This window comes from Micrococcus sp. 093350064-1, assembly GCF_053627955.1.
In genome coordinates this window covers 183,236-207,741 of record NZ_JBSEYU010000002.1, presented here as the reverse complement: position 1 = coordinate 207,741, position 24,506 = coordinate 183,236, and the positions used below count along the sequence as shown (strand labels likewise).

Here is a 24,506-nt window from a genome sequence, read left to right as displayed (position 1 = left end):
CCCCGCCGCCGGGCGGCGGCGCCGCTCAGTCCTCCACGGGACGGGCGGAGGCGACGACGGGCCGGGCCGTGGCGAGGTCGTACTCCATGACCTGACGGCCGCCGATCCACACGCGCAGGGCCCGCTGCATGACATCGAGCGGGTCGCCGGACCAGAGCACCAGGTCGGCATCCTTGCCCACCTCGAGGGAGCCGATGCGGTCGTCCAGCCCCAGCACGCGCGCGGGATGCAGGGTGATGGCGCGCAGGGCGGTCTCCCGGTCCAGGCCCTCCTTCACCGACAGCGCCGCCTGGTAGACGAGGAAGTCGATGGGCACCACCGGGTGGTCGGTGATGATGCTGATCTCGACGCCGGCCCGCGCCAGACGGCCCGGGTTGCGCATCGAGCGGCCCCGCAGCTCCGGCTTGGACTTGGTGGTGAACAGCGGGCCGATCAGCACCGGCACGCCGCGGGCCGCGAGCTGGTCGGCCAGCGGGTGCGCCTCGGTGCCGTGGTCCAGGACGAGGTCGTAGCCGAACTCGTCGGCCAGGCGCAGGGCGGTGGCGACTCCGTCGGTGCGGTGGCAGTGCTGGCGCCAGGGGATCGTGCGCTCCAGGACGAGGGCGAGGGCGTCGAGGTGGGGGTCGCGGGTGAAGGGCTTGTCCTCGCGCTCGGCCTCCGCGCGGCGGGCCATGTAGCCCTGCGCCCGCAGGAACGCCTCGCGGATCACGAGGGCGGTGCCCAGCCGCGTGGACGGGGTGCGGCCCTTCTCCTTGTAGACGTTCTTGGGGTTCTCGCCGAGGGCGGACTTCACGCCCGAGGGACTGCGCAGCACCATCTCGTCCACGGTGCGTCCGTGGGTGTGCAGCGCCACCGCCTGGCCGCCGATCGGGTTGCCCGAGCCGGGGTTCACGTTCACGGTGGTCACCCCGCCGGCCAGGGCGTCCTTCCAGCCCGGCTCGTTCGGGTCGACGGCGTCGATCGCCCGCACCCCGGCCATCACCGGGTCCGTCATCTCGTTGACGTCCGCGGTCGCCCCGACCTCGCCCTCGGCATGCATGCCGAGGTGGACGTGGGCGTCCACGAAGCCGGGCAGCAGCCAGCGTCCCTCGCAGTCCACGACGTCGGCGCCGTCGGGCGCCTCGACGTCGGGGCCGAGCGCGGTGATCCGGCCGTCCTCGACGAGCAGGGCGCCGTCGAACGGCTCGGCGGCGACGGGGACGACATGGGCGTTGACGAAGGCGGTGAGGGTCATGCCCGTCACACTACGCCGCCGGGTGCTCCCCACCCGTGCGCTAGACCTCTGACGGACGTCGGCGGGTCAGAGGCTGTCCAGAGCCCGCTCCAGGTCCGCCACGAGGTCCTCGGCGTCCTCGATGCCCACCGACAGGCGCAGCAGGTCGTCCGGGACGGCCAGCTCCGTGCCGGCCACGGACGCGTGGGTCATCTCCGCCGGGTAGTTCATCAGCGACTCGATGCCGCCCAGGGACTCGGCGAGCTGGAACAGGCGGGTCGACTCGGCCACGCGGCGGGCCGCCTCGGCGCCGCCGGCCAGGCGCAGCGAGACCATGCCGCCGAAACCGCGCATCTGCCGCTGCGCGAGCTCATGGCCGGGGTGGTCCGGCAGCCCCGGGTAGAGCACCTGGGAGACCGCGGCGCGGCCGGTGAGCGACTCGGCGACCGCCTGGGCGTTGGCCTGGTGACGGTCCATGCGCACCCCGAGCGTCTTGAGGCCGCGCGTGGTCAGGTACGCGTCCAGGGGTCCGTTCACGGCCCCCGCCGCGAACTGCTGGAACTTCACCTGCTCGGCGAGTGCGGCGTCCGGGATCACGAGCGCCCCGCCGATCACGTCCGAGTGGCCCCCGATGTACTTCGTGGTGGAGTGCACCACCACGTCCGCGCCGAGGGCGATCGGGGACTGCAGGTACGGCGTCGCGAAGGTGTTGTCCACCACGAGCAGGGCGCCGTGCGCGTGGGCCGCCTCGGCGACCGCGGCGACGTCGGAGATCTTCATCATCGGGTTGGACGGGGTCTCCAGCCACACCATGACCGGCCCCGCGGCGGCGGCGCGCTCGACGGCGGCGGCGACCTGCTCGGCGTCCCCCATGTCCACGACGACGTGCTCCACGCCCCACGGGGCGAGCACGCGGGAGATGAGGCGGTAGGAGCCGCCGTACACGTCGTTGCCGAGCACGATCGTCATGCCCGGCCGGCCCGCGCCCATGATCAGCGCGGTCTCCGCGGCCAGGCCGGAGGCGAACGTGAGGCCGGTGGCCCGGGGGGCGCCGGACTCGTCGACGCCGGCCTCGAGCGCGGCCAGCTGCTCCTGCAGCGCGTCCCGGGTGGGGTTGGTGCCGCGGCCGTAGTCGTAGCCGCGCCGCAGCTCGCCGACGGCCGTGGGCGCGTAGGTGCTCGAGAGGTGGATCGGCGGGACGACGGCGCCGAACACCTCGTCCAGGTGCTGGCCCGCGTGCACGGCGCGCGTGCCGAAGCCTCCCCCCTGGGGGTGGGCGGCGGCGTCTTCGGCGCCGGTGTCGGGGGTGGTGGCGTGCGGGTCCTCGTGGACGTTCTGCTCGGTCATCTCGGGAGCCTCCTCGGAGAGATCGGGTCGGGTGGGGCGGGCGCGGCCGGTGCGGCCGGCCTCAGGCGGTGACGTGGGCGAGGACGTCGTGCAGGGTGACGACGCCCTGGACGCGGCCGGCCTCGAGCACCAGCAGCACGGGGTCCTGGGCGAGGCGCCGGGCCACGGCGCGCAGCGGGGTGCGCGCCCCCAGGCAGGGCAGCACGGGGCCCATGACGTCGGCCACGGGGGTCTGCGCGGTGGCCCGCCCCTCAGCGAGGGCGTCCGCGAGCGCGGCGGAGGAGACGGTGCCGCGGACCTCGCCGATCCGCAGGTCGTGCCGGGGCTCGAGGATCACGGGCAGGGCGTCGACGCCGTACCGGTTCATGGTCGCCACGGCGTCCGCCACCGAGGTGGTCGGGGCCGCGGTGACGAGGGTGGGCACGGAGCCCGGGAACAGGTCGGCCTTCTCGGTCAGCAGCTCCCCCGCCGTCGCGGACCAGCGGTCGGCCTCGGCGGGGGCGCCCGCGCGGGTCGCCGGCTCGGCGTCGGCGTGCTCGAGCACCTCGACGGGCGTGCCGGCCCCGCCGGCGGCCCCCGTGGCGCCGTCGTCGTCCATCTGCGGGACCGCCGAGCGGGTGCGCCCGCGCGCCCACGCCGGCAGCACGGTCTCGCGGACGTCGTAGTCGAAGCCGCGCTCGTCCATCCACGGGTCGTTGAAGATCTTGGCGAGGTAGCCGCGGCCCGAGTCGGGCAGCACGATCACCATGACGTCCTCCGGGCCGAGCTCGCGGGCGGCGCGCAGGCCGGCGACGACGGCCAGGCCGGAGGAGCCGCCCACGAGCAGGCCCTCCTCGGCGGCGAGGCGGCGGGTCATGGCCAGGGCCTCGGCGTCCTCGACGGCGATGACCTCGTCCGGGACCGCGGGGTCGTAGTTGTCCACCCACATGTCCTCGCCGACGCCCTCGACGAAGTAGGGCCGGCCGGCGCCGCCGGAGTACACCGAGCCGCTGGGGTCCGCGCCGATCACGCGGACCGGACCGGACGGGCGGTCCGCCGAGACCTCCTTGAGGTAGCGGCCGGTGCCCGTGATGGTGCCGCCCGTGCCGGCGCCCATCACGACGTGGGTGACGCGGCCGGCCGTGTCCTCCCAGATCTCGGGGCCGGTGGTCTCGTAGTGGGAGGCCGGGGCGGCGGGGTTGAAGAACTGGTTGGGCTGATAGGCCCCGGGGATCTCCCGCACGAGGCGGTCGGCGACCCCGTAGTAGGACTCCTCGGACGTCGGGTCCACGGCGGTGGGCGTGACGACGAGCTCGGCGCCGTACGCGCTGAGCACGTCCCGCTTCTCCTGACCCACCTTGTCCGGGGTGACGAACACGGTGCGGTAGCCCTTGAGCTGCGAGACCAGGGCCAGCCCCACGCCCGTGTTGCCCGAGGTGGGCTCCACGACGGTGCCGCCCGGGCCGAGCAGGCCCTCGCGCTCGGCCTCCTCGATCATCTTCAGCGCGATGCGGTCCTTCACGGAGCCGCCGGGGTTCAGGTACTCGACCTTCACCAGGACGGTGGCCTCGATGCCCTCCGTCACGGAGTGCAGCTTCACGAGCGGGGTGTGCCCGATCAGCTCGAGGACGTTCTCGGCGTACTGCATGGGCTGCGCAGGGGTGGGCGCGGGGGTCTTTTCACTCACGCACCCCACGCTACGCCAGGGGCCGGACGCCGAAGGAGGGCTCCGGACACGCGGGGCAACGCCCGGCGTGCGCGCCGTCACGGCCGACGTCGTCCTGTCCGGGCCCGGGTGTACGGTGCGGGCATGACCGCCCCGGACGCCGAGCGCCGCGTGCGCGTGCCCGTCCCCGTGGACGTCGCGCTCACCCTGCGCCCCCTGCAGCGCGGTGCGGCCGACCCCACGGTCCGCGCCACACCGCAGGGCGTCTGGCTCACTCTGCGCTCCCCCGCCCCGGACGTGGCGTCGGACGGCCCGGGCCGGCCGACGTCGTTGCTGGTCTCCGGCGTCCGGGAGGCCGCAGGGGGCGGCACCGCGGTGACGGCCCGCGCGTGGGGCGCGGGCGCGAGCGCCGCCGTCGCCGGCGTGGAACGCCTGCTCGGCCTGCACGACGACGGCTGGGAAGCCTTCGACGCCCTGCTGCGGCCGGACTCCGGCGCGCCCGCGCTGCCGCCGCACGTGCGCGAGGCGCGGCGGATGCGGGCCGGGCTGCGGCTGCCGGCGGCGGGCGCGCTGTCCCGGCAGCTGCTCACCGCCGTGCTCGAGCAGAAGGTCACCCACGACCAGGCGCGGCACGGCTGGCGCACCCTCGTGCGGCTGGCCGCCCGGATCGACGACGACGGGCCCGCCCCCGGCCCGGTGCCGCCGGGGATGCTGCCGCCGCCGACCCCGGCCGCCGTCCTGCGGATCCCCTCGTGGGACTGGCATGCGCGGGCCTGGGTGCAGCCCTCCCAGTCGCGGACCATGCTGGAGGTCGCCCGGCGGGCCGCGAGCATCGACCGGCTCGGCGACGCGGTCGCCCCCGGGGACACGGCCGGGGTGGCCGCGCTGGCCCGGCGCCTGGAGTCGGTGCCCGGGATCGGGCCGTGGACCACGGCCGAGGCGCTGCAGCGCAGCCACGGGGCGGCGGACCTCGTCTCCGTGGGCGACTACCACCTGGCGCAGTACGTGGGGCAGGTCCTCACGGGACGCCGGACCGACGACGCCGGGATGCTCCGCCTGCTCGCGCCATGGGCCGGGCACCGGCAGCGGGTGGTGCGGATGATCGGGCTCTCCGGAGAGCGCAAGCAGGCGTTCGGGCCCAAGCTCGCCCCGGCCGACCACCGCGCCCACTGACGCGACGCCGGGCCGGCCGAGGCCGTGCCGGCGCGTCCGCGCGACCCCTCCGCTCCTGCACAGGCCGCTGCTCCCGGCGTGTCCTCCCCAGCCCCGGCCGGGTCCGGCCGGCCGCCCGCCCCGGGTTCCTAGCGTGGGCGATGCCGCTCCGACCGGTGCGGCGCCGCCGGGACCCTGATGAGTCCCCACCCGGGAGGAGACCGCCATGACCACCGCCTTCGAGCCCCGCCCGCACACCGCCGCCGCCCCGCGCGAACCCGACCCGCACGGCCCCGGCACGCCCGGCTCCCTGCGTCCGGGCGAGCGCGGCTCCGTGCTCATCGTGACCCGCCACCCCGACCCGGACGAGGCCATGCGGCACGCGATGGCCTGGATCACCGCCTTCGAGGAGGACTGCGGCCTCGTGCTGGACACGGACGAGACCGCGCTCTACGCCGTCGGCCGGGCGGGCGACCTGGGCGAGGCCCTGCGTCGCGGCCCCCTGGTCCACGAGGACGGCAGCCCCGCCGACACCTCCGCATTCGTGGACGCGGTGCTCACGGACGGCACGTGGCGCCTGCGCGACGCCGACCCGCGGGCGTGGTCGACCACGTACCGTGCCGCCATCCTGGGCGCCGCCCCCGAGGCGGTCTGCACCATCTGGGACGTGTTCCCGCTGCCCGCCGCCTGAGGGTGACGGCCGCCGTCAGCCCACGCTCTGGGCCTGGGCCTGGGCCTGGGCCTGGGCCTGGGCCTGGGCCTGGACGACCGTCGCGCCCTCCTCGCGCAGCTCGACCTTGCGGACCTTGCCGGAGACGGTCATGGGGAAGGCGTCGAGCACGCGGACGTGGGCCGGGATCTTGAAGTGTGCGATCCGGCCCGCGGCGAACTCGCGGACGGCGTCCACCGTGAGCGGCTCGACGCCGTCCTTCATGATCACGCAGGCCATGAGCTGCTCGCCGTACTTCTCGTCCGGCACGCCCACCACCTGGACGTCCTGGATGTCCGGGTGGGTGTAGAGGAACTCCTCCACCTCGCGCGGGGAGATGTTCTCGCCACCGCGGATCACGAGGTCCTTGATGCGGCCCTCGATGCGCACGGAGCCGTCCTCGTCCATGGAGGCGAGGTCGCCGGAGTGCATCCAGCCGTCGGCGTCCAGCACCTCGGCGGTCTTCTCGGGGGCGTCCCAGTAGCCGAGCATCACGGAGTAGCCGCGAGTGCACAGCTCGCCCGTGGCCCCGCGGGGCACGATGTCGCCGGTGACGGGGTCCACGATCTTCGTCTCCACGTGCGGCATGGTCCGGCCGACCGTCTGGGTGCGCACCTCCAGGGAGTCGTCGCGGCGGGTCATGGTGGACACGGGCGCGGTCTCCGTCATGCCGTAGCAGATGGCCACCTCGGACATGTGGAACCGGTCGATCACCTTCTTCATCACCTCGACGGGGCACGTGGAGCCGGCCATCACGCCGGTGCGCAGCGTGGACAGGTCCAACGCGTCCGCCTCAGGCCGGGCGAGCATGGCGATGAACATCGCCGGCACGCCGTACAGGCTCGTCGCACCGGTGGCGGCCACCGCCCGCAGCGCCGAGACCGGCTCGAAGCTGCGCGCCGGGATGACGGCGAGCGAGCCGTGGGAGACGGTGGCGATCACGCCGATCACCATGCCGAAGCAGTGGAAGAAGGGCACCGGGATCACCACGGTGTCCTCCTCCGTGTAGCCCAGCAGCTCACCGATGTGGAAGCCGTTGTTCAGCACGTTGCGATGCGTCAGCGTGACGCCCTTGGGGAAGCCGGTGGTGCCCGAGGTGTACTGCAGGTTCACGGGGTCCGCCGGCCGGGTGGCGGCCTCGCGCACGGCCAGGTCCTCGTCCGAGACCCGCGCGGCCCCGGCCAGGAAGTCGGCCCACGTGCCCTCGGCCACGGGATCTGCGGCGTGCCGGCCGGCCACGTCGCCGGCCTGCACGTGCGCGTAGGCGTCCTCGCCGCTCCCGGCCGGCAGCATGATCAGCTGCCGCAGGTGCGGCGCCGACTCACGGGCCACGGCGCGTGCGGTGGCGGGCGGGTCCATGCGTGCGTCCGCACAGGCCACCACCAGCCCGCGCATGTCGCACTGCTCGACCACGTAGGTCAGCTCGTGGGCGCGGTACGCCGGGTTGAGGTTCACGAGGATGACGCCGGCACGCGCCGCGCCGTAGAGCAGCGAGACCCACTCGGCGACGTTGGGGCTCCACATGCCGATCCGGTCCCCCGCCTCGTAGCCCGCGGCCATGAGCGCCTTGGCCACCGTCACGGACTCCTCACGCAGCTGCCTGTAGGTCCAGGTGCGGCCGGTGGCCGGGTCCCCGTCCGGTCCACACTCCAGGAGCGCGGCGCGGTCGGCGAACCGGCGGGCGGTGTCGTCGAGGTTGTGGGCCAGAGTCTGCTCGAGCAGCTCGACGTCGGTCGGTCCCTGGGTGAAGGACTCGGGGGCGGTGGACTCGGTCATCGGGCGCTCCTCGCGGACGTTCGGGCGACGCCGCACGGCGTCACGATGCACGACCGTGCCGCCGCCGGACCGCAGAGGGCATTGGATGTGACACGGACCACAGGCAGGCTACGTCGCCGGGCGGGAGGCCGCCACCTCCCGGGGCGGGGACACGGGGGGCGCCCCGGCCCGGGCCCCGGACGGCAGAAGACCCCGGGACCGTGTGGTCCCGGGGTCTTCGTTCCGGTGGCAGATACTGGATTCGAACCAGTGAAGGCAGTGCCAGCTGATTTACAGTCAGCCCCCTTTGGCCGCTCGGGAAATCTGCCGTGCCACCCGGCGGCTGCTGGGCGTCTCGAGGACGACCGCACCGGTCGGGCGAGAGTCGACTGTACAGCATCCCCGCGCCACGCCGCCAATCGGCCCGGGACCGCGTCCGCCGTCCCCGGTAGGCTGGCCCGCAGAGCGCCCCGCGCGGCCCCGCAGTGGCCGTCGTCGACGGGCGCACCCCGTCCGCAGACCCTGAAGGAGAGCACCCGTGGCCAGCGATTCCACGTTCGACGTCGTCAGCAAGGTGGACAGCCAGGAGGTGTCCAACGCCCTGAACCAGGCGCAGAAGGAGATCGCCCAGCGCTACGACTTCAAGGGCGTCGGCGCCGAGATCGACTTCTCCGGCGAGAAGATCCTCATGAAGGCCTCCTCCGAGGAGCGCGTCAAGGCCGTCAAGGACGTGTTCGAGTCCAAGCTCGTCAAGCGCGGCATCTCCCTCAAGTCCCTCGACGCCGGCGCCCCGTTCGCCTCCGGCAAGGAGTACCGCATCGAGGCGACCATGAAGGAGGGCATCGACCAGCCCACCGCGAAGAAGATCACGAAGCTGATCCGCGACGAGAGCCCCAAGTCCGTCAAGGCCCAGATCCAGGGGGACGAGCTGCGCGTGTCCTCCAAGTCCCGCGACGACCTGCAGTCGGTCATCGCGATGCTCAAGGACTTCGAGGACGCGGACCTGCAGTTCGTGAACTTCCGCTGATCCGCACGCCGCCTCCCCTCCGATCCCACCAGGAGTCCCCATGCTGTACCTGATCGACCCTCGCGGGGCCGTGTGGTCCGCCGACACCACGATCGGCCGGGCGCGGGCCCGGGCCCGCGTGGACGGCCGCCCGGTCGACGACCTGAAGTTCACCAAGGCCGCCATGCTCCTGACCTTCGACGACCATGTGGACCTCGCGCTGCGTCACGGCGTCGCCGCCCCGCGCGGCCTCCTCCTCGACCACGGGTTCGTGGCCCAGGTGCTCGCCCCCGCGAACCTGAAGGCCCAGCGCGCCAACCAGGACGCGATCGCCGAGCAGCTCGCGGTGGTGGAGCGTCGCACGGAGGACGTCGGATCGCTGCGCTCCCACCGGCACGCGGCCGCCTACGAGGGCGCGGACCAGAGTCTGGAGCGCCGCATCAAGAAGGCGGAGGAGGCGGCCCGCGAGACGCTCCAGGCGGCCCCGGACGAGGACCTCGTCCGCCACTGGACGCGCCTGGGTGGCGCGGTCCCGGCCACGCTCCAGGCCGACCGCGACCGCTGACCCGCCGGCCGCCGTCGTCGTGGTGGCTCCCGTGGACGGCGGCTCAGGCTGCCGCGAGCCAGACGTTTCGGCGGTTTCGCGGCCCGATCTGCAGCAGAATCATCTGGCTCACGGGCAGAAACGTCTGGCTCGGCGCTCCTCGGCGGTCGCGGGCTCGCAGCCTCCCGCCACGGAACCCCGCGCCCGCTCAGGGTGTGGGGTTCCGCGCGTCGTAGCGCAGGAAGCCGGGCTCCCACCGCATCAGCGCGGTCACGCCGAGCATGCACAGCACACCGCCGGCCAGCAGGGTCGGCCCCTCCCCCAGGCCCACGGAGGCGCCGCCGGTGAGCAGCTCGCCCAGGCGCGGCCCGCCCGCCACCACGACGACGAACACGCCCTGCAGCCGGCCGCGCAGGTGGTCCGGGGTCGCGGACTGCAGGATCGAGCCGCGGAAGACGCCGGAGAGCGAATCCGCGGCCCCGCCCACCGCCATGCACAGCGCGGCGAGGGCGAACGCGAGCGTGAGGCGGGGATCGCCGTCGGGCAGGGACTGCGCCCACCACACCACGCCGCCGAACGCGGCCACCGCCGCGCCCCACACGAGGATCGAGACGTACACGCCCCAGCCCTGCGCATGCAGGCGTGTGAACGGCGCGGAGAACAGCCCCGCGAGGAACGCGCCCGCCGCCATCGCGGCCAGCAGCACCCCGACGGCGGCCTCACCGCCGCCGAGCACCACGGCGCCGATGGCGGGCAGCAGGGCGCGCGGGAACGCCGTCGTCATGGCCACGATGTCCGCGAGGAAGGTCATCCGCAGGTTCGGTCGCGAGCCGAGGAAGCGCAGGCCCTCGACCACCGAGGCCAGGCCCCCGCGCGCCCCCGAGGCGGCCGCGGCCTCGCCCCGCTGCGGCGGCAGGGACGGCAGCCGCCACACGGCGTACAGGGCGGCCAGGAAGGTGACGACGTCGATCGAGTAGGTCCATGCGTAGCCGACCGCCCCCACGAGCACCCCGCCCAGCATGGGGCCGACCATCAGGGCCACGGAGAACGTCATCATGTTCAGCGCGTTCGCCGCCGGCACGAGCGGCAGGCCCACGAGCGCGGGGATGATCGCGCCGCGGGTGGGCTGGTTGATGCCGGATGCGCCGGAGTGCAGGGCCACGAGGGCGTACAGCACCGGCACCGACTCGAGCCCGGCCCAGGCCTGCGCGGCGATGCCGACCGTGGTCAGCCACATGACGGCCGACGAGGTCAGCGCGACGCGGCGGCGGTCGTGCCGGTCCGCGATCGCGCCGCCGTACAGGCCCGCGACCACGAGGGGCACGAGCGCGGCCAGGCCGAGCAGGCCCACCGCGAACGAGGAGCCGGTCAGGGCGAACACCTCGAGGGACACCGCCACGAGCGTGAGCTGCGTGCCCACATACGAGAGCGTGTTGCCGAGCCACAGCCGCCGGTAGGCGGGTGAGACCCGCAGCGGGGTGATGTCGACGAGGAGGCGGGCCACCCCGGAAGCCTAGCGCCGGGGCGGCCAGGGCCCGCCCCGGATCAGACGGTCGGGACGGAGGCCCCGTCGCGGGAGATGCGGGTCATCTCCTCCCGGTCCACGACCTTCACCCGCTCCCGCGCCACCGGACCGGCCTCCGTGGCCTGCGCACCCAAGGACTTCTCATGGTCATCCAGGGCATGCCAGCCAGCCCACGTGGTGTACGGGACCTCACGGGACTCGAGCAGCTCGATCACCGACTCCTCCGACGGCTCCTGGGCCGTCCACAGCCCCGGCTCGTCCTCGATCAGATGCGTGATCGTCTCCAGGGAGTCACCCTTGGTGTGGCCGATCAGGCCCACCGGGCCCCGCTTGATCCAGCCCGAGGCGTACAGGCCCGGCACCGGAGCGCCGTCCGCGTCCAGCACACGACCCTCCGCGTTCGGGATCACCCCGCGCACCTCATCGAACTCCACCCCCTCCACCGGGGACCCGAAATACCCCACGGCCCGGTAGACCGCCTGCACGGGATAGTCCACGGTCTCCTGGCTCGGGCGGACCCCACCGGAACCGTCGAGCTCCATCCGACGCATCCGCAGACCGTCCACCCGGCCGTCCCCGTCCTCGTCCAGGAACTCCTCCGGAGCCTGCAGGAAGTGCAGGTGCAGCCGACGCGAGGCACTCTGCTGACGGTCCTCCTGCTCCATCAGCCAGTTCGTCAACGTGCCCACCATGGTGCGGACCTGGTTGTTCTCCTCGATCGCCTTCTCCGAGGCCTCATCGAAGTCGAAGTCCTCCTCGTACAGCACGATGTCCACATCCCGGGAGTGCGCCAGCTCCCGCAGCTCCAACGGGGTGAACTTCACCTGCGCCGGCCCGCGCCGACCGAACACGTGCACATCCGTGACCGGGGAGGCGGCCAGGTCCCGGTACACGTTGTCCGGGATCTCGGTGGGCAGCAGGTCCTCGGCATGCTTGGACAGGATCCGGGCCACATCCAGGGCCACGTTCCCGTTGCCGATCACCGCCACCTGCGTGGCCTCCAACGGCCAATGCCGCGGCACGTCCGGGTGCCCGTCATACCAGGACGCGAAGTCCGCGCCACCGAACGAGCCGGCCAACTCCACCCCCGGCACATCCAGGGCCGCGTCCCGCACCGCCCCGGTGGAGAACACGATCGCGTCATAGTGCCGACGCAGATCCGCCAGGCTCAGGTCCGTGCCGTAGTCCACGTTCCCCAGGAAACGGATGTCCCCGCGGTCCATGACCTTGTGCAGGGCGGTCACGATGCCCTTGATGCGCGGATGGTCCGGGGCCACCCCGTAACGGATCAGACCGAACGGGGCCGGGTACCGGTCGAACAGGTCGATGCTGACCCGGAAGTCCCGCTCCTCCTTGGTCAGGATGTCCGCCGTGTACACCCCGGCGGGTCCGGCACCGATGATGGCGATGCGCAACGGGCGGTCAGGGCGAACGGTCACGGCGGGTGGGTCCTTTTCGACGACGGCGGGGCACGCCGGCGGAGTGCGGGGCGAGGCCCGGCACCGGCGCGCGGGATCGACCTCCCAGTCTACCGCCGTGACCGGGAGGAACCTGGGTGAGAGTGCTCACCCGGACCGTACAGTGGTCCGCGTGAGCCCCTCCCCCTCCCCGCGCCCCGGCGTGCCCGCCTCGGCCGCCGCCCCGGACACCGGCGCCCTGCCGATCCTCTCCCCGGCCCCGGCCGACGACCCGCGCGGGCTGGCCCTCGGCTTCACCGCCTACTTCGTGTGGGGCCTGCTGCCGCTCTACATGGCGGTGCTCGCGCCCGCCGGGGCCCTGGAGATCGTGGTGGTGCGCATCGGCTTCGCCCTGATCTTCTGCCTGCTGCTGCTGACCGTGATGCGTCGCCTGCGCGAGCTGGGGACGGCGCTGGCCACGCCCGGCCGCTGGGGCACCACGGGTCTGGCCGCCGGGATCATCGCGGTGAACTGGCTGCTGTACGCGGTCTCGGTCACCACGGGCAACGTGCTCCAGGCGTCGCTGGGCTACTTCATGAACCCGCTGGTGAACGTCCTGCTCGGCGTGCTGTTCCTCGGGGAGCGGCTGCGGCGGGGCCAGTGGGTGGCCGTCGGGATCGCGGTGGCCGCCGTCGTCGTGATGTCCGCGGCGATGGGGCAGGTGCCGTGGATCGCGCTCGGGCTGGCCACCTCGTTCGGGCTCTACGGCTTCGTGAAGAAGCGCTTCCCCTCCCCCGTGCACGCGGTGACCGCGATGACCGCCGAGACCGTGGTGCTGATCCCCGTGTTCGTGGTGGGCAGCGTGCTCCTGGCGCAGGCCGGGCTGCTCACCACCGTCACCGAGGGGCCCGGCCACTTCTGGCTCATGGCCGGGCTCGGCGTGCTCACCGCCGTGCCGCTCATCCTGTTCTCGGCGGCGGCCCGCTCCCTGACGCTGACCACGCTCGGGATGCTGCAGTACACAGCGCCCATCCTGCAGTTCCTCGTGGCGGTCACGGTCCTCGGCGAGCAGATGCCCGCGGCCCGCTGGGCGGGCTTCGGGCTCATCTGGCTCTCGCTGGCGGTCTTCACCCTCGACCAGCTGCACGCCTCCCGCCTGCAGCGTCGGGCGGTCCGGGCCGGGCAGGGCGCGCACGCCTAGATGTAGGAGGGCATGACGTTGTTGACTCGGGCCGGGGCCAACGAGGCCGGAGGAGCGTCCCCGCAGGAGGTATGAGGCCGATGGTAGTTGTAGTGGTTCACCCACACGGCCAGCGCCTCACGCCGAGCTGTCTCTGAGGTATACGGGCGGGCGTAGAGGACCTCATCGACCATCAGCCGGTTGTACCGTTCGACCTTCCCGTTATGGCGCGGGGTGTAGGGGCGGATCCGGTGGTGCCGGCCCCCGAGCGAGACCACCTTGGCGGTGAAGTCCACGGCCCGGTAGTTGTTCCCGTTGTCCGTGACCACCCGGTCCACGGTGATGCCGTGGGCGGCGAAGAACGCCCGCGCCCGGCAGAAGAACCCGATCGTGGTCACCGCCTTCTCGTCCTCCAACGCCTCGGTGTACGCCAGGCGGGTGTACCCGTCGATCGCCGAGTGCAGGTAGGTGTAGCCGACCCGCCGGCCAGGCCCGCGCTTGGAAGCACGGCCTGCTTCACTGTCACGTCCGTGAGCACGCCAGCCGCCCCCGTCTGGGATCTTCCCGATCTTCTTCACATCCAGGTGCACCATGTGCCCCGGGCCGCGGGCGGTGATCTTCTGGGGTCGTTGGCGCAGGTCTTCTCCGGCCGGGGTCAGGTCCCGTAGGCGGGAGATCCCGAGTCGGTGCAGCCACCGTCCCACGGTACGAAGACACACCCGGTGGCCCTCGGAGACGAGGTGGTGATGGATGCGCCGTGCGGACCACTTGCGCTCCCGCCGCAGGGCGTGGATCCGGGCGACCAAGACCGGATCGAGCTGGGCAGGTGAACGGTGCGGCCGGCTGGGCAGGTCCTGAAGGCCGGCTTCTCCCTGGGCGCGGTAGCGGGCGACCCAAGTGGCCACCGTGGGCCGGCTCACCCGGAACTCGGCGGCCACGTGTGCCTGCGGGATCCCGTCGTGCAGGTGGCGGTGGACCATCCTGAGTCGGCCGGTGGGGGTCAGGGGTGCGTTAGCGTGAGTCATGAGTGGGTCTCTTCTGGCAGGTGGGTTGTTGAGGAACTTCCATCCTGCGGGAGAGGCCCACTCGTCTCATCTCAGCCGGCGCCTCGTGGCAAGAACCTCATGACCCACAACACCTAGACTGGCGGCATGCCCGCCAAGCCCCCCGCCCCCGTGTACCTCCCGGCCTTCCAGCGGCTCGTCCCGGACCTGCTGGGCGACGCCTGGGCCGAGGACGACGGCCTCGCCCCCGCCGACGTCGACGCCCGGCTGGCCCAGTCCCCCGCGGCGGAGCAGCTCGGCGCCGGGCTCATGATCCCGGCCGCGCTCCGCGAGTTCTACCTCGCCCTGGGCAACTGCGGCGACCTCATGGAGACGGACCACTACGTGTGGGACCCCGAGGACCTCGAGGTGCGGGACGGCTTCCTCATGTTCCTGGAGGACGCGGACGAGACGGTCGTGTGGGGCCTGCCGGTGGACAACCTGGCGTTGCCGGACCCGCTGGTGTGGCGGCGCTCCGCCGGCGCCGACGCCCCCGAGGGTGACTGGCAGGACGAGGGCGGCACCTTCAGCGAGTTCCTGACGGACCTGCTCGCGTGGACCTTCGAGGACCCCGAGGACGACGACGAGGGGCCGGCCCGGTGACCGCGCCCGCCCCGGTCTCCCACGCCCCGGACGGCTACGTCTGCCCGTTCTGCGGGCTCGTGGCCGGCGACGTCTCCGACCCGGGCAACCGCTGCGAGCTCGGGGACACCGTCTACCAGGACGAGGACCTGCTCGTGCTGATCGCCGTGGACGGGTTCGGCGACCACGAGGGCCACGCCATGGTCTGCCCGGCCGAGCACTACGAGAACCTCTACGACCTGCCCCCGCGCGTGCTGCAGCGCATCGCCCTGATGGCCCAGCAGGTGGCGCTGGCCATGAAGCGCGCGTGGGCCCCGGAGGGGGTCTCCACGCGCCAGCACAACGAGCCCGCCGGCAACCAGCACGTGTGGCACTACCACCTGCACGTGTTCCCGCGCTTCGAGGGGGACATGCTCTACCGGCAGCTGCGCCACCCGGTGGCCCCGGAGGTCCGCGCCCTCAAGGCCCGGGAGCTCGCGGCCGCGCTGGACCCCGCCCCGACCCGCCTGGACTGAGCGGCCGCCCCGGATCGGGGCGGCGACGCCCCGGACCGCGGCGTCAGGCCGAACGCCCCACCACGTAGTCGGCGAACGCCTCGAGCGCCGTCTTCACGGCGGAGTCCGGCAACGGGGCGAGCGCCTGCTTGGCCTGCTCCGCCCAGTCGCGGGTGATCGCCCACGCCTCGTCGATGGCGGGGTGGCCCGTGAGCGCGGCGACGGCGGCGGCCAGCTGCTCGTCGGTGTCGAGCGGCCCGTCCACGAGCGCGCGCACCCGGCGGGCGTCCTCCGCCTCCGGCCCCTCGCCCTGCGCCGCGCGGGCCAGCAGCAGCGTGGTCAGGGTGGGCACGCGCTCGCGCAGGTCCGTGCCGGGGACCTTGCCAATCCGCTCGGCGTCGCCGGTGAGGTCGATCAGGTCGTCGGCGAGCTGGAAGGCCAGGCCCACCTTCTCGCCGTACGCGCGCATCACCTGGACGGCGGCCTCGTCGGCCCCGCCCAGCAGCGCGCCGAGCATGCCGGCCGCGGCGATCAGCGAGCCGGTCTTGCCGGAGAGCACGGCGTAGTAGTGCTCGATCGGGTCCGCACCCTCGGCCGGGCCGCGAGTCTCCCACAGCTGGCCCTGCACGAGGCGTTCGAAGGTGTCCGCCTGGATCTGCACGGGCCGCGGGCCGAGCTCGGCCATGAGCTGGGAGGCGCGGGCGAAGATCAGGTCGCCGGCCAGGATCGCCGCCGAGTTGCCCCACAGCCGGTGGGCGGCGGGGGCGCCGCGGCGCACGGGAGCCTCGTCCATCACGTCGTCGTGGTACAGCGTGGCCAGGTGCGTCAGCTCCATCACGACGGCGGCCTGGCGGGCGGGCGCGTCCACGTCGGCGACCTCGCCCGAGGCCAGGGCGGGATCGCCCAGGAGGGAGGCGAGCACCGTCAGGACCGGACGGACCCGCTTGCCGCCGGCGGCCATCAGGTGGTGGGCGGCGGTGTCGGAGAACAGGTCGTCGAAGCCGAGGGCGCTGTCCAGCTGCTCCTCGACCTGCTCGAGCGCGGTGAGCACGACCTCCAGGACACGGCCGTGCTCGGCGAGGGGTTCGAAGCCGGAGGGCAGGGCGAAGCCGGGGTCTGCGGTGGTCACCGGGCAAGCCTACCCAACGGCGCGCCGCCCGCGGTCGTCAGCGCGGGGGTGAGCGCCTCGAGCACGCGGACGGCCCGGTCGACGGCGTCGCCGCCCCGCGCGTCCACCGTGTTGCCCATGACCTTCACCGCGGCCCGCAGCAGCGGGGGCGCGGCCATCCCGGCGCCCAGCGCCGCCTTCATCACCCGCGGATCGCCGATCAGGCGGGCGAACCGGGCGCCGAGGGCGAAGTGTCGGCCCCACAGATGCTGGGTGATCACCGGGTAACGGGACAGGATCGCGTCCGCGGCGCCGTCGGTCCCGGCCGCGTGCGCCTGCACCGCCAGGTCCGCGGCGAGGCGGGCCGCTTCCATCGCGAATCCGATGCCCTCGCCGTTGAACGGGGAGACCATGCCGGCCGCGTCGCCCACCAGGAGCATGCCCGGCACGTGCTGGGGGGTGCGGTTGAACGCCATGGGCAGGGCCGCGCCGAGGATCCGCGAGGTGCGCGTCTGCTCGGCGATCCCCCAGTCCGCGGTGAGCGCCCCGGTCCAGGACTTCAGCAGCCCGCGGTAGTCCAGCTTCCCGAACTGCGGGGAGGTGTCCAGGATGCCCAGGCCCACGTTCACGGTGCCGTCCGCGAGCGGGAACAGCCAGCCGTAGCCGGGCAGCGGGTTGCCCTCGGCATCCGGCAGGCGCAGCCAGGACTCCATCCACTCCCCCCGGTCGCCGGGCGGGGCGGGGATCGCCCCGTCGACGGCGGCGCCGGCGGTGTAGTAGGCCCGCACGGCCACGCCCATGGGCCGGTCCTCGCGGCGGTGCAGGCCCGCGGAGACGGCGGCGCGGGCGGAGACGCCGTCGCACGCGAGCACGATCGGTGCGGTGAAGCGGGCGGTCTCCCCGGTCTTGCGGCCGTTCGGCGCGATCAGCTCCGCGTCCAGCCCGACCACGCGTCCGGCCTCGTCCCGCACGACGCCGGTGACGGCGTGCCGCTCGCGGACCTCGGCGCCGCGGGTGCGCGCCAGGTCCGCCAGGAGGGCGTCGAAGTCCCGGCGGGTGCGGGTGAGCGCGTAGTCCGGCCAGGTCTGGGTGGGCGCCCACGGCACGTCCACGCTGCGCTCGCCCGCGCGCAGCCGCAGGCCGCGGATGACGCGCCAGCCGCCGTCGTCGCCGGGCTCGCCCCGGTGGGGCACCCCGAGCAGCTGCAGCTCCCGGACCGCCTGCGGGGTGAGGCCGTCGCCGCAGACCTTCTCGCGCGGGTGCGCGGTCTTCTCGAGCACCACCACGTCCAGCCCCGCCGCGGCGAGGTGGGCGGCGGCGGTGGCGCCGGCGGGACCGCAGCCAGAGATCAGCACGTCGGCACGGCGCACGACGGCGGGGGTCGAGTCGGGCGCGGGCGACGTCGGCGTGTCGGTCACTGGGGGGCCTCCTCGGCGGCGAGCTCGGCGGCGAGCTCGGCGGTGGGCGGGGCGGGGGCCGGGCCGGCGTCCGGCGCGGGGTCCGGGACGGGGCACGCGGGCGGGAACGTGGCGCGCACCGCCGCGGCCAGGGCGGCGGCGACGCGCGGGCGGTCGGCGCGGTCACAGCGGACCTCGAGCAGGCGCCGGCCGCGCACCGGGTCGGACAGGGCCCGGACGAGGTCGACGCGGTCGGTGACCCGCGTGTGCGGGACGCCGTACGCGGCGGCCAGGGCGGCCAGGTCCACGCCGTGCGGGGTGCCGAAGAGCCGCTCGACGGGCTCCGCCATGCCGGGCGCCTCGGCCACGGCCCCGTGTTCGAGGCTCGCGAAGATCGCCCCGCCGTCGTCGTTGACGACCACGAGGTCGAGGTCCGGCTCGGTTTCGGTGGGGCCCACCAGCAGGCCGCCCGCCTCGTGCAGGGCGGTGAGGTCGCCGAGCAGGGCCACGGTCCGCCGTCCGCGCGCCAGTGCGACACCCGCGGCCGTGGAGACGGTCCCGTCGATCCCGGCGAGCCCGCGGTTGGCGTACACCTCCGCGTCCGGCGCCGAGGGGGGCCGCCAGGTCAGGTCCACGTCCCGGATCACCGAGGACGAGCCCAGCACGAGCGGGCCCCGGACCGTGGCGGCGCTCACGTGCGCCACCGTCTGCGGGCTGAGCCGGTCGCCGGCGTCGGTGGCCACGAGCACGTCCTCCACGGCGGCCTGGGCGCGCATCGAGGCGTGCTGCCACGCGGCGAGCCAGCCGGGCTCGCCCTGCCCGGCGAAGGCAGCGAGCTCCTCGAGGGTCTCCACGGGCGTCTCCCGGCGCCGGCCCGGCTCGAACCACGGTGCGGGCTCGGGGGCGTGCAGGGCCGTGGCGACGTCGGGGCGGGCCAGCAGCGCGTTGACCGTCCGGGTGAGCGTGGGCCGACCGAACAGCACGACCCGTTCGATGTGGGCGGCCAGGGGGTGCGCGTCCGAGCCGCGCCCGCCGGCCGCGCCCAGCAGGAGCGGATAGGCAGCGATGGCGTTGGCGGAGAACCGCGCGTTCGACGACGGCTCGGCCAGCAGGGGCAGGCCCAGGGACAGCGCGAAGGCCGCAGCCACGGGGCCGGCGCCGTGGCAGGCCAGCACGACGGTGCGCCGCTGGTCCAGGCGGGCGACGTCCAGCTCGGGCAGGCCCGAGAGCACCGCCCCGGGCGCCCGGTAGGTCGACGCGGCGGCGGCCGGGCTCGGGCCGGTCGGGGCCACGGCCGGAACAGGGACGTGCGGCGCCGCGGCGGCACCCACGGCGGCCGCCTCCTCAGGGCTCGGCACGAGCGGGTCGCGGAAGTGCAGGTTCAGGTGGACGGGCCCGGCCGGGGCCTCTGCCATCGTCACCGGACCGGGCGCGCCGTCGTCGGAACCGGCCTCGGCGACGACCCCCTCGGCCGCCAGCAGGGCCCGGCGCACGGTGGCCCGCACGTGGCGCAGATGGTGCTCGGCGTCCACGCCGTCGGCCGCGTCGCAGCCGAGGGAGGCAGCATGGCGGACGTGCGTGCCGAACACGTCCCTCTGGTCCGTGGTCTGGTTCGCGCCGGTGCCGTGCAGCTCGGGCGGACGATCCGCGGTCAGCGCGATCACGCGCGTGCCGGCGTGGAAGGACTCCATCAGGGCGGGCAGCAGGTTCCCGACGGCGGTGCCCGAGGTGGTCAGCACGCCCACCGGGCGCCCCGAGGCCAGCGAGAGCCCGTGGGCGAGGAAGCCGGCCGAACGCTCGTCCACCCGCACGTGCAGGCGGACCTCGCCGGCGTGCTCGAGGGCCGCGAGCGCGTAGGCCAGCGGGGCGGAGCGGGAGCCGGGGCAGACCACCGCGTCCCGCATGCCGGCGTCGATCAGGGCGGTGGCGACGGCGCGCGCCACGGAGAGGGAGTCGACGGAGGTCATGGTGGCCACCAGTCTAGGCCCGGGCGCGGACGGGCCCCGGACGCGGCGAGGCCGCCACGGTGACGCGGTGGCGCCGACCGTGACGGCCTCGTCGAGGGTCCTCGCGGAGGCGGGGGTCAGCCCTTCGGGCCCTTGCCGTTGCCGTTGCCGTTGCCCTTGCCCTTGCCGTTGTTGCCCTTGCCCTTGTTGCCCTTCTCCTTGCCGGCGCCCTTGCCGATGCCGTTGTTGCCGGTGGCGTTGAACACCTGGACGACGCACGGACGCGGGGCTGCGACCTTGTCGCCCACCTGGACCGGGCCGGCCGGGCTCAGGAAGTCCGGGAAGTAGGAGGTGTGCGCGCCCCAGGTGCCGTCCTCGCCCGGGTGCTGGACGTTGACGAACACGGAGTTGTCGCGGTCGTGGATCACGGGGCCGCAGGTCTCGGCGTCGCGCGGGACGGCGAGGAACTGCTGGACGCGGCCGCGCTCGGCGCCGTCGAGGGTGACCTTGTGCAGCGCGTCGGCGTAGCCGATGGTGCCGGGCTGGCCGTCGGTGGAGATCCAGAGGTTGCCCTCGGAGTCGAACGCCAGGTTGTCCGGGCAGGAGATCGGGGAGACCTTCTCCTTCGGGTAGCCGGCGAAGTAGGCCGAGGAGGAGACCGCCGGGTCGCCGGCGAGCAGCAGGATGACCCAGGTGAAGGCGGTGGAGGTGTGATCCCCGCCCTGCTCGGTGATCTCGATGACGTGGCCGTCGCGGTTGCCGATGACCGGGTTGGCCTCGTCCACGGCGGTGCGCTTGGTGTTGTTGGTCAGGGCCGCGTAGACCTTGCCGGTGACCGGGTTGGTCTCGACGTCCTCCGGGCGGTCCATCTTGGTGGCACCCATCTTGTCTGCCGCGAGGCGGGTGTAGACGAGGACCTCGGCCAGGGACATGCCCGGGACGAAGGACGTCTTCTCGTCGGCCAGGGCGATCCACTCTCCGGAGCCGTCGAAGGCGCCATCCGAGGGCAGGGTGCCCCTGCCGTCGATCTGGGCGGCCGGGGAGTCGCCGGAGAACTTGGCCACGTAGAGGGTGCCCTTGTCCATCAGGCGCATGTTGTGCTTCTTGTCGCCCTCGCGGACCTTCTCGGCGGAGACGAACTTGTACAGGTAGTCGTGGCGCTCGTCGTCGCCGGAGTAGACCACGGCGTGGCCGGACGGGGCGATCACGGCGGTGCCGGCCTCGTGCTTGAAGCGGCCCAGGAGGGTGTGCTTCACGGGCGTGGAGGTCGGGTCCTCGGGGTCGATCTCGACGACCCAGCCGAAGCGGTTGGCCTCGTTCTCGTAGCCGGGCTTGGTCAGGTCGAAGCGGTCGTGGACCTTCTCCCAGCCGCGGCTGGTGGCGGAGGCGGAGATGCCGTAGCGCTTCTCCTCGGCGGTGCCGCGACCCTTGAAGTACTGGTTGAAGTTCTCCTCGCCGGAGAGCACGGTGCCCCACGGGGTGGTGCCGCCGGAGCAGTTGTTCAGGGTGCCCAGCACGCGGGTGCCGGTCGGGTCCTCGACGGTCGTGAGCAGCGCGTGGCCGGCGGCCGGGCCGCGGACCTCGAACTCGGTGGTGCCGGTGATGCGGCGGTTGCGGCGGCCGCCGCGGACGTACTCCCACTGCGCGCCGCGCTTGGCGCGCTTGAGGTCCACGATCGACAGGCCGTGGGCCTGGAGGCCGACGTTGACGACGTCCTCGAAGTTCGAGGCGATGTACTCCGGGGAGAACATGATGTTCTCGTTGGTGTACTCGTGGTTGGAGACGAGGTAGCCGGAGCGGTCGTTGCCGCCGTCGGTGATGATGTTCAGGTAGTCGTTGTTGTAGCCGAACTGGGCGGCCTGCGACGCACCGGTCTGGTGCTCGATGTCGAACTCCGGGGAGTCGGCGAACAGCGGGTCGCCCCAGCGGATCACGGTGCCCCAGTCGTAGCCCTCCGGCACGGTCATGGTGTCCACGGTGCGGGTCACCGGCGCGATGGGCTCGAAGGGGAGCTTGCCGCCGCCGGTCGGACGCCGGCCGTTGTCCGCGAGCGCCTCGGGGGCCTGGGCCACCTGGGAGCCGATGACGACGGCGGCGGCGAGGCCGGTGCCGCCGACCAGGGCGGAGCGGCGGGAGATGGCGGTCTCCGCGATCTGCTGGAAGGTCGGGTTCGCCGAGGTGTTGGGCACCGGGTGGGCGCACGCGTTGCCGCACTTGAGCTCGCACGTGACGGCGGAGCGGTTGCCACGGGTGTGGCCGGCCATGGGGAGGAGGCGCTTCAGCATGACGGGGTCCTTCGCGTCGTGGGGATGGTTCGGGCTCCGGTGCCGGGCCGGAGGCGACCCCGGGGGTGAGACCGGCCGGGGCCGCCATCACCTTGGCCCCTCGCTCCGAGCGGCGAGCCACGCCCAGGTGGCCGCGAGTTGAACTCTTCCCGGCCACCGGATTTCGTCCCGTCGACGTGCTGTAATCCGGTTCACCTTCCCCGCGCCGACGGGGACCGGGCGGGCCCGTCAGCCCTGCGCGGCCAGCACCGCGTGGGCCGCGCGCACGCGGTCGGCCCACCACGCCTGCCGCGCCCCGTCCGCCCGGACGCGGTCGAGCAGCTCCGGGTCGGGGGCGGGTGCCCGCTCCCCCGGCGCCGGGAGGGCCCCCGCGCGCGGGCGCCAGGCCGGGGCGACGACGTCGTGCTCGAAGAGGGCCGCGGTGCCGAGCCCGCACGCGTGCGGCAGGGACGGCAGGCAGGCGGCGAGCGCGGCGCCGCCGGCGATGCCCACGGAGGTGTCCAGCGCGGAGGAGACCACCGCGGGCAGCCCCGCGGCCGCCACGATCGCCGCGGCGCGGCGCACGCCCCCGAGCGGCTGGACCTTCACCACGATCAGGTCCGCGGCCCCGGCGGCCGCGACGGCGAGCGGGTCCTCGGCCTTGCGGACCGCCTCGTCCGCGGCGATCAGGGTGGGGACGCCCCGGGCACGCAGCTCCGCGCGGACCTCCGCGAGGGCGGTGATGCCGGGCACGGGCTGCTCGGCGTACTCGAGGCCGACGTCGGCCAGCGCGGTGAGCACGTCGACGGCCTCGGCGGGCGTCCAGCCGGCGTTGGCGTCGACGCGGATCTGCGCGTGGGGCAGCAGCGCGCGCACCCGCCGCACTCGGGCCAGGTCGGCCTCGCGGCTGCCGGGGACGAGTCCGCCCTCGGGGCCGTGCTCGGCCACCTTGACCTTGACCGCGGTGATGCCGTCGCCGTAGCGGGCCAGGACGGCCTCGACGTCGGCCGCGTCCACCGCGGGCACGGTGGCGTTGACGGGGACCGTCTCGCGGACCGGGGTGGGCCAACCCTGCCAGCCGGCCTCGATCGCGGCGGCCAGCCACGCGGCGCACTCGTGCGGACCGTACTCCGGGAACGGGGAGAACTCGGCCCAGCCCGCCGGACCGCGCAGCAGCAGGGCGTGGCGCAGGTCCGTGCCGCGGAACCGCACGCGCATCGGCAGGGCGACCGCGACGGCGTCGGCCAGCAGCTCCTCGACGCTCGGCAGGGCGGGACCGCCCGGCGCGCCGGGCAGCGGGGGCAGGGCGGGGGCGGTGCTCATGCGGCCAGTGTAGGAAGGGCGCTCGGCTCCCGTTCCGACGGGCGCCGGCGGGGTGGGACTGTCTGTGTCGGCGCCGACGCTCAGACGGCGCCGAGGTAGCCGAGGGCACGGGCCAGGTCCACGGCGCGGTCGTGGGCGCCGAGCACCCCCTCCAGGCCGGCGACGACGGCGGCCGTCACCTCCTCGGTGAGGTGCCAGTCGGCGGTGAACGGGTCGTCGAAGCGCGCCCACGCCGTGCCCACGGCCGCGAGCGCGCGGGTCATCTCGGTGAGGTCGCGGAAGACCGGTCGCGGCTCGTCCAGGCGGTCCTCCCAGCCCTCGTCTCCCGGGGCCATGAGCACCTGGCCGGTGGAGGCCGCGTGGATGAACGGGTCGGCGCCCTGCTTGGCCACCACGGTCCAGTCGTCGTTCCAGTCCACCAGCAGCGCACCGGTTCGGGGGTTCCACCGGTAGCCGGCCTGCTCGTCCCACAGGCGGTCCAGCGGGAAGAACATCACGGGCAGGCCGAGGGTGTCGATCTCCAGCCACTCCGGTCCCACGTAGCGGTAGAAGTCGGCCAGGTCCGGGGCGAGGGGCTCCTCGGCGGCCCACTCGATGGGCTCCTGCCGGCTCAGCCGGCCGAAGGGGGCCAGGGCGTCCCGGGCGGCCAGCAGGTCCTCGGCCGAGAGACGGGGCCGGGCGCCCGGCTCGACGCCCGGGCCGTGAGCCGAGCCGGTGGAGTCGCGGAGGGCCGGGCGATGTCCGTGGGCGGGGGGCACGCGGGTCATGGCCCCAGGCTAGGCAGGCGGCTCAGGGGCGCGGAGGACGGGACGGCGACGGGGGCGTGACCGTCCGATGAAGCCTGCATGACGGCTGCGCGTCCGACACAATGGAACC

20 protein-coding genes and 1 tRNA gene are annotated in these 24,506 nt (G+C 74.1%); 7 read left to right on the top strand and 14 right to left on the bottom strand.

From position 1 onward, the window contains the following. Window positions 1-25: 25 nt before the first annotated feature. The 3 genes from ACUW6W_RS02995 to ACUW6W_RS02985 form a co-directional block, all read right to left on the bottom strand. Window positions 26-1,234: an amidohydrolase gene (locus ACUW6W_RS02995; protein ID WP_144819824.1), complete on the bottom strand. Its 1,209-nt coding sequence runs from the start codon at window positions 1,232-1,234 to the stop codon at window positions 26-28. Between the two features lie 66 nt (window positions 1,235-1,300). Further along, window positions 1,301-2,560, bottom strand: coding sequence for a cystathionine gamma-synthase (locus ACUW6W_RS02990; RefSeq protein WP_144819823.1), 1,260 nt, complete (start codon window positions 2,558-2,560; stop codon window positions 1,301-1,303). Window positions 2,561-2,621: 61 nt separating this feature from the next. Further along, entirely contained in the window at window positions 2,622-4,187 is a 1,566-nt protein-coding gene (locus tag ACUW6W_RS02985) for a pyridoxal-phosphate dependent enzyme (RefSeq protein WP_036317690.1), read from the bottom strand. Between the two features lie 162 nt (window positions 4,188-4,349). On the opposite strand from ACUW6W_RS02985, the gene ACUW6W_RS02980 reads away from it, so the two are divergent. Beyond that, a complete protein-coding gene (locus ACUW6W_RS02980; RefSeq protein ID WP_102708520.1) occupies window positions 4,350-5,378 on the top strand; it encodes a DNA-3-methyladenine glycosylase family protein in 1,029 nt (342 codons plus the stop codon). A gap of 205 nt (window positions 5,379-5,583) precedes the next feature. Then, a complete protein-coding gene (locus ACUW6W_RS02975) occupies window positions 5,584-6,048 on the top strand; it encodes a hypothetical protein (RefSeq protein WP_144819821.1) in 465 nt (154 codons plus the stop codon). 15 nt (window positions 6,049-6,063) lie between these two features. On the opposite strand, the gene ACUW6W_RS02970 is transcribed toward ACUW6W_RS02975, so the two are convergent. Together ACUW6W_RS02970 and ACUW6W_RS02965 are read right to left on the bottom strand one after the other, a co-directional pair. Then, window positions 6,064-7,842: an AMP-binding protein gene (locus tag ACUW6W_RS02970; protein WP_454179785.1), complete on the bottom strand. Its 1,779-nt coding sequence runs from the start codon at window positions 7,840-7,842 to the stop codon at window positions 6,064-6,066. Between the two features lie 226 nt (window positions 7,843-8,068). Next, window positions 8,069-8,150, bottom strand: a tRNA-Tyr gene (locus ACUW6W_RS02965). Window positions 8,151-8,359: 209 nt separating this feature from the next. Between ACUW6W_RS02965 and ACUW6W_RS02960 the strand changes: the two genes are divergently transcribed. Both ACUW6W_RS02960 and ACUW6W_RS02955 read left to right on the top strand, forming a co-directional pair. Further along, window positions 8,360-8,848 carry a YajQ family cyclic di-GMP-binding protein gene (locus tag ACUW6W_RS02960; protein WP_454179783.1) on the top strand — a complete coding sequence of 163 codons (489 nt, stop codon included), beginning with the start codon at window positions 8,360-8,362 and terminating at the stop codon, window positions 8,846-8,848. A gap of 40 nt (window positions 8,849-8,888) precedes the next feature. After that, window positions 8,889-9,392: a hypothetical protein gene (locus ACUW6W_RS02955; RefSeq protein ID WP_065573576.1), complete on the top strand. Its 504-nt coding sequence runs from the start codon at window positions 8,889-8,891 to the stop codon at window positions 9,390-9,392. Between the two features lie 187 nt (window positions 9,393-9,579). On the opposite strand, the gene ACUW6W_RS02950 is transcribed toward ACUW6W_RS02955, so the two are convergent. After that, window positions 9,580-10,875 carry an MFS transporter gene (locus ACUW6W_RS02950; RefSeq protein ID WP_454179781.1) on the bottom strand — a complete coding sequence of 432 codons (1,296 nt, stop codon included), beginning with the start codon at window positions 10,873-10,875 and terminating at the stop codon, window positions 9,580-9,582. Between the two features lie 41 nt (window positions 10,876-10,916). Further along, a complete protein-coding gene (locus tag ACUW6W_RS02945; protein WP_454179779.1) occupies window positions 10,917-12,335 on the bottom strand; it encodes an FAD-dependent oxidoreductase in 1,419 nt (472 codons plus the stop codon). A 142-nt stretch (window positions 12,336-12,477) separates the two neighbouring features. Here ACUW6W_RS02945 and rarD point away from each other — a divergent pair, with 142 nt between their 5' ends. Beyond that, window positions 12,478-13,494 (top strand): EamA family transporter RarD, encoded by a 1,017-nt coding sequence (gene rarD, locus ACUW6W_RS02940; RefSeq protein ID WP_454179836.1) that lies wholly within the window; start codon window positions 12,478-12,480, stop codon window positions 13,492-13,494. Here rarD and ACUW6W_RS02935 read toward each other — a convergent pair. Continuing rightward, the gene (locus ACUW6W_RS02935; RefSeq protein ID WP_101967401.1) at window positions 13,491-14,498 is read right to left on the bottom strand and encodes an IS481 family transposase; all 1,008 of its coding nucleotides are present in this window, start codon (window positions 14,496-14,498) and stop codon (window positions 13,491-13,493) included. The two genes, rarD and ACUW6W_RS02935, sit on opposite strands and share 4 nt — an antisense overlap. A 126-nt stretch (window positions 14,499-14,624) precedes the next feature. Between ACUW6W_RS02935 and ACUW6W_RS02930 the strand changes: the two genes are divergently transcribed. Further along, window positions 14,625-15,119, top strand: a complete 495-nt coding sequence (locus ACUW6W_RS02930; protein WP_363738357.1) for a hypothetical protein — start codon at window positions 14,625-14,627, stop codon at window positions 15,117-15,119. Continuing rightward, window positions 15,116-15,613, top strand: coding sequence for an HIT family protein (locus ACUW6W_RS02925; protein ID WP_159833425.1), 498 nt, complete (start codon window positions 15,116-15,118; stop codon window positions 15,611-15,613). The genes ACUW6W_RS02930 and ACUW6W_RS02925 overlap by 4 nt, the downstream gene beginning before the upstream one ends. Window positions 15,614-15,656: 43 nt before the next feature. Here ACUW6W_RS02925 and ACUW6W_RS02920 read toward each other — a convergent pair whose 3' ends face one another. The 6 genes from ACUW6W_RS02920 to ACUW6W_RS02895 form a co-directional block, all read right to left on the bottom strand. Then, entirely contained in the window at window positions 15,657-16,721 is a 1,065-nt protein-coding gene (locus tag ACUW6W_RS02920) for a polyprenyl synthetase family protein (protein ID WP_363738360.1), read from the bottom strand. Further along, window positions 16,718-18,118 (bottom strand): geranylgeranyl reductase family protein, encoded by a 1,401-nt coding sequence (locus tag ACUW6W_RS02915; RefSeq protein WP_095346300.1) that lies wholly within the window; start codon window positions 18,116-18,118, stop codon window positions 16,718-16,720. Before ACUW6W_RS02915 ends, ACUW6W_RS02920 begins: the two co-directional genes overlap by 4 nt. Continuing rightward, window positions 18,115-20,064, bottom strand: a complete 1,950-nt coding sequence (gene menD, locus ACUW6W_RS02910) for a 2-succinyl-5-enolpyruvyl-6-hydroxy-3-cyclohexene-1-carboxylic-acid synthase (RefSeq protein ID WP_454179776.1) — start codon at window positions 20,062-20,064, stop codon at window positions 18,115-18,117. The genes ACUW6W_RS02915 and menD overlap by 4 nt, the downstream gene beginning before the upstream one ends. Before the next feature lie 116 nt (window positions 20,065-20,180). Further along, window positions 20,181-22,328 carry a PhoX family protein gene (locus ACUW6W_RS02905; RefSeq protein WP_454179775.1) on the bottom strand — a complete coding sequence of 716 codons (2,148 nt, stop codon included), beginning with the start codon at window positions 22,326-22,328 and terminating at the stop codon, window positions 20,181-20,183. Window positions 22,329-22,556: 228 nt separating this feature from the next. Then, window positions 22,557-23,630, bottom strand: coding sequence for an o-succinylbenzoate synthase (locus ACUW6W_RS02900; RefSeq protein WP_363738366.1), 1,074 nt, complete (start codon window positions 23,628-23,630; stop codon window positions 22,557-22,559). An 80-nt stretch (window positions 23,631-23,710) separates the two neighbouring features. Next, on the bottom strand, window positions 23,711-24,397 hold the full coding sequence (locus ACUW6W_RS02895; protein ID WP_078025953.1) for a hypothetical protein: 687 nt from the start codon (window positions 24,395-24,397) through the stop codon (window positions 23,711-23,713). Window positions 24,398-24,506 lie beyond the last annotated feature (109 nt).

Coding starts and splice junctions, on each gene's coding strand:
- ACUW6W_RS02995 (WP_144819824.1), bottom strand. CDS start 1,234: ATGACCCTCACCGCCTTCGTCAACGCCCATGTCGTCCCCGTCGCCGCC.
- ACUW6W_RS02990 (WP_144819823.1), bottom strand. CDS start 2,560: ATGACCGAGCAGAACGTCCACGAGGACCCGCACGCCACCACCCCCGAC.
- ACUW6W_RS02985 (WP_036317690.1), bottom strand. CDS start 4,187: ATGCAGTACGCCGAGAACGTCCTCGAGCTGATCGGGCACACCCCGCTC.
- ACUW6W_RS02980 (WP_102708520.1), top strand. CDS start 4,350: ATGACCGCCCCGGACGCCGAGCGCCGCGTGCGCGTGCCCGTCCCCGTG.
- ACUW6W_RS02975 (WP_144819821.1), top strand. CDS start 5,584: ATGACCACCGCCTTCGAGCCCCGCCCGCACACCGCCGCCGCCCCGCGC.
- ACUW6W_RS02970 (WP_454179785.1), bottom strand. CDS start 7,842: ATGACCGAGTCCACCGCCCCCGAGTCCTTCACCCAGGGACCGACCGAC.
- ACUW6W_RS02955 (WP_065573576.1), top strand. CDS start 8,889: ATGCTGTACCTGATCGACCCTCGCGGGGCCGTGTGGTCCGCCGACACC.
- ACUW6W_RS02935 (WP_101967401.1), bottom strand. CDS start 14,498: ATGACTCACGCTAACGCACCCCTGACCCCCACCGGCCGACTCAGGATG.
- ACUW6W_RS02930 (WP_363738357.1), top strand. CDS start 14,625: ATGCCCGCCAAGCCCCCCGCCCCCGTGTACCTCCCGGCCTTCCAGCGG.
- menD (WP_454179776.1), bottom strand. CDS start 20,064: ATGACCTCCGTCGACTCCCTCTCCGTGGCGCGCGCCGTCGCCACCGCC.
- ACUW6W_RS02905 (WP_454179775.1), bottom strand. CDS start 22,328: ATGCTGAAGCGCCTCCTCCCCATGGCCGGCCACACCCGTGGCAACCGC.
- ACUW6W_RS02900 (WP_363738366.1), bottom strand. CDS start 23,630: ATGAGCACCGCCCCCGCCCTGCCCCCGCTGCCCGGCGCGCCGGGCGGT.
- ACUW6W_RS02895 (WP_078025953.1), bottom strand. CDS start 24,397: ATGACCCGCGTGCCCCCCGCCCACGGACATCGCCCGGCCCTCCGCGAC.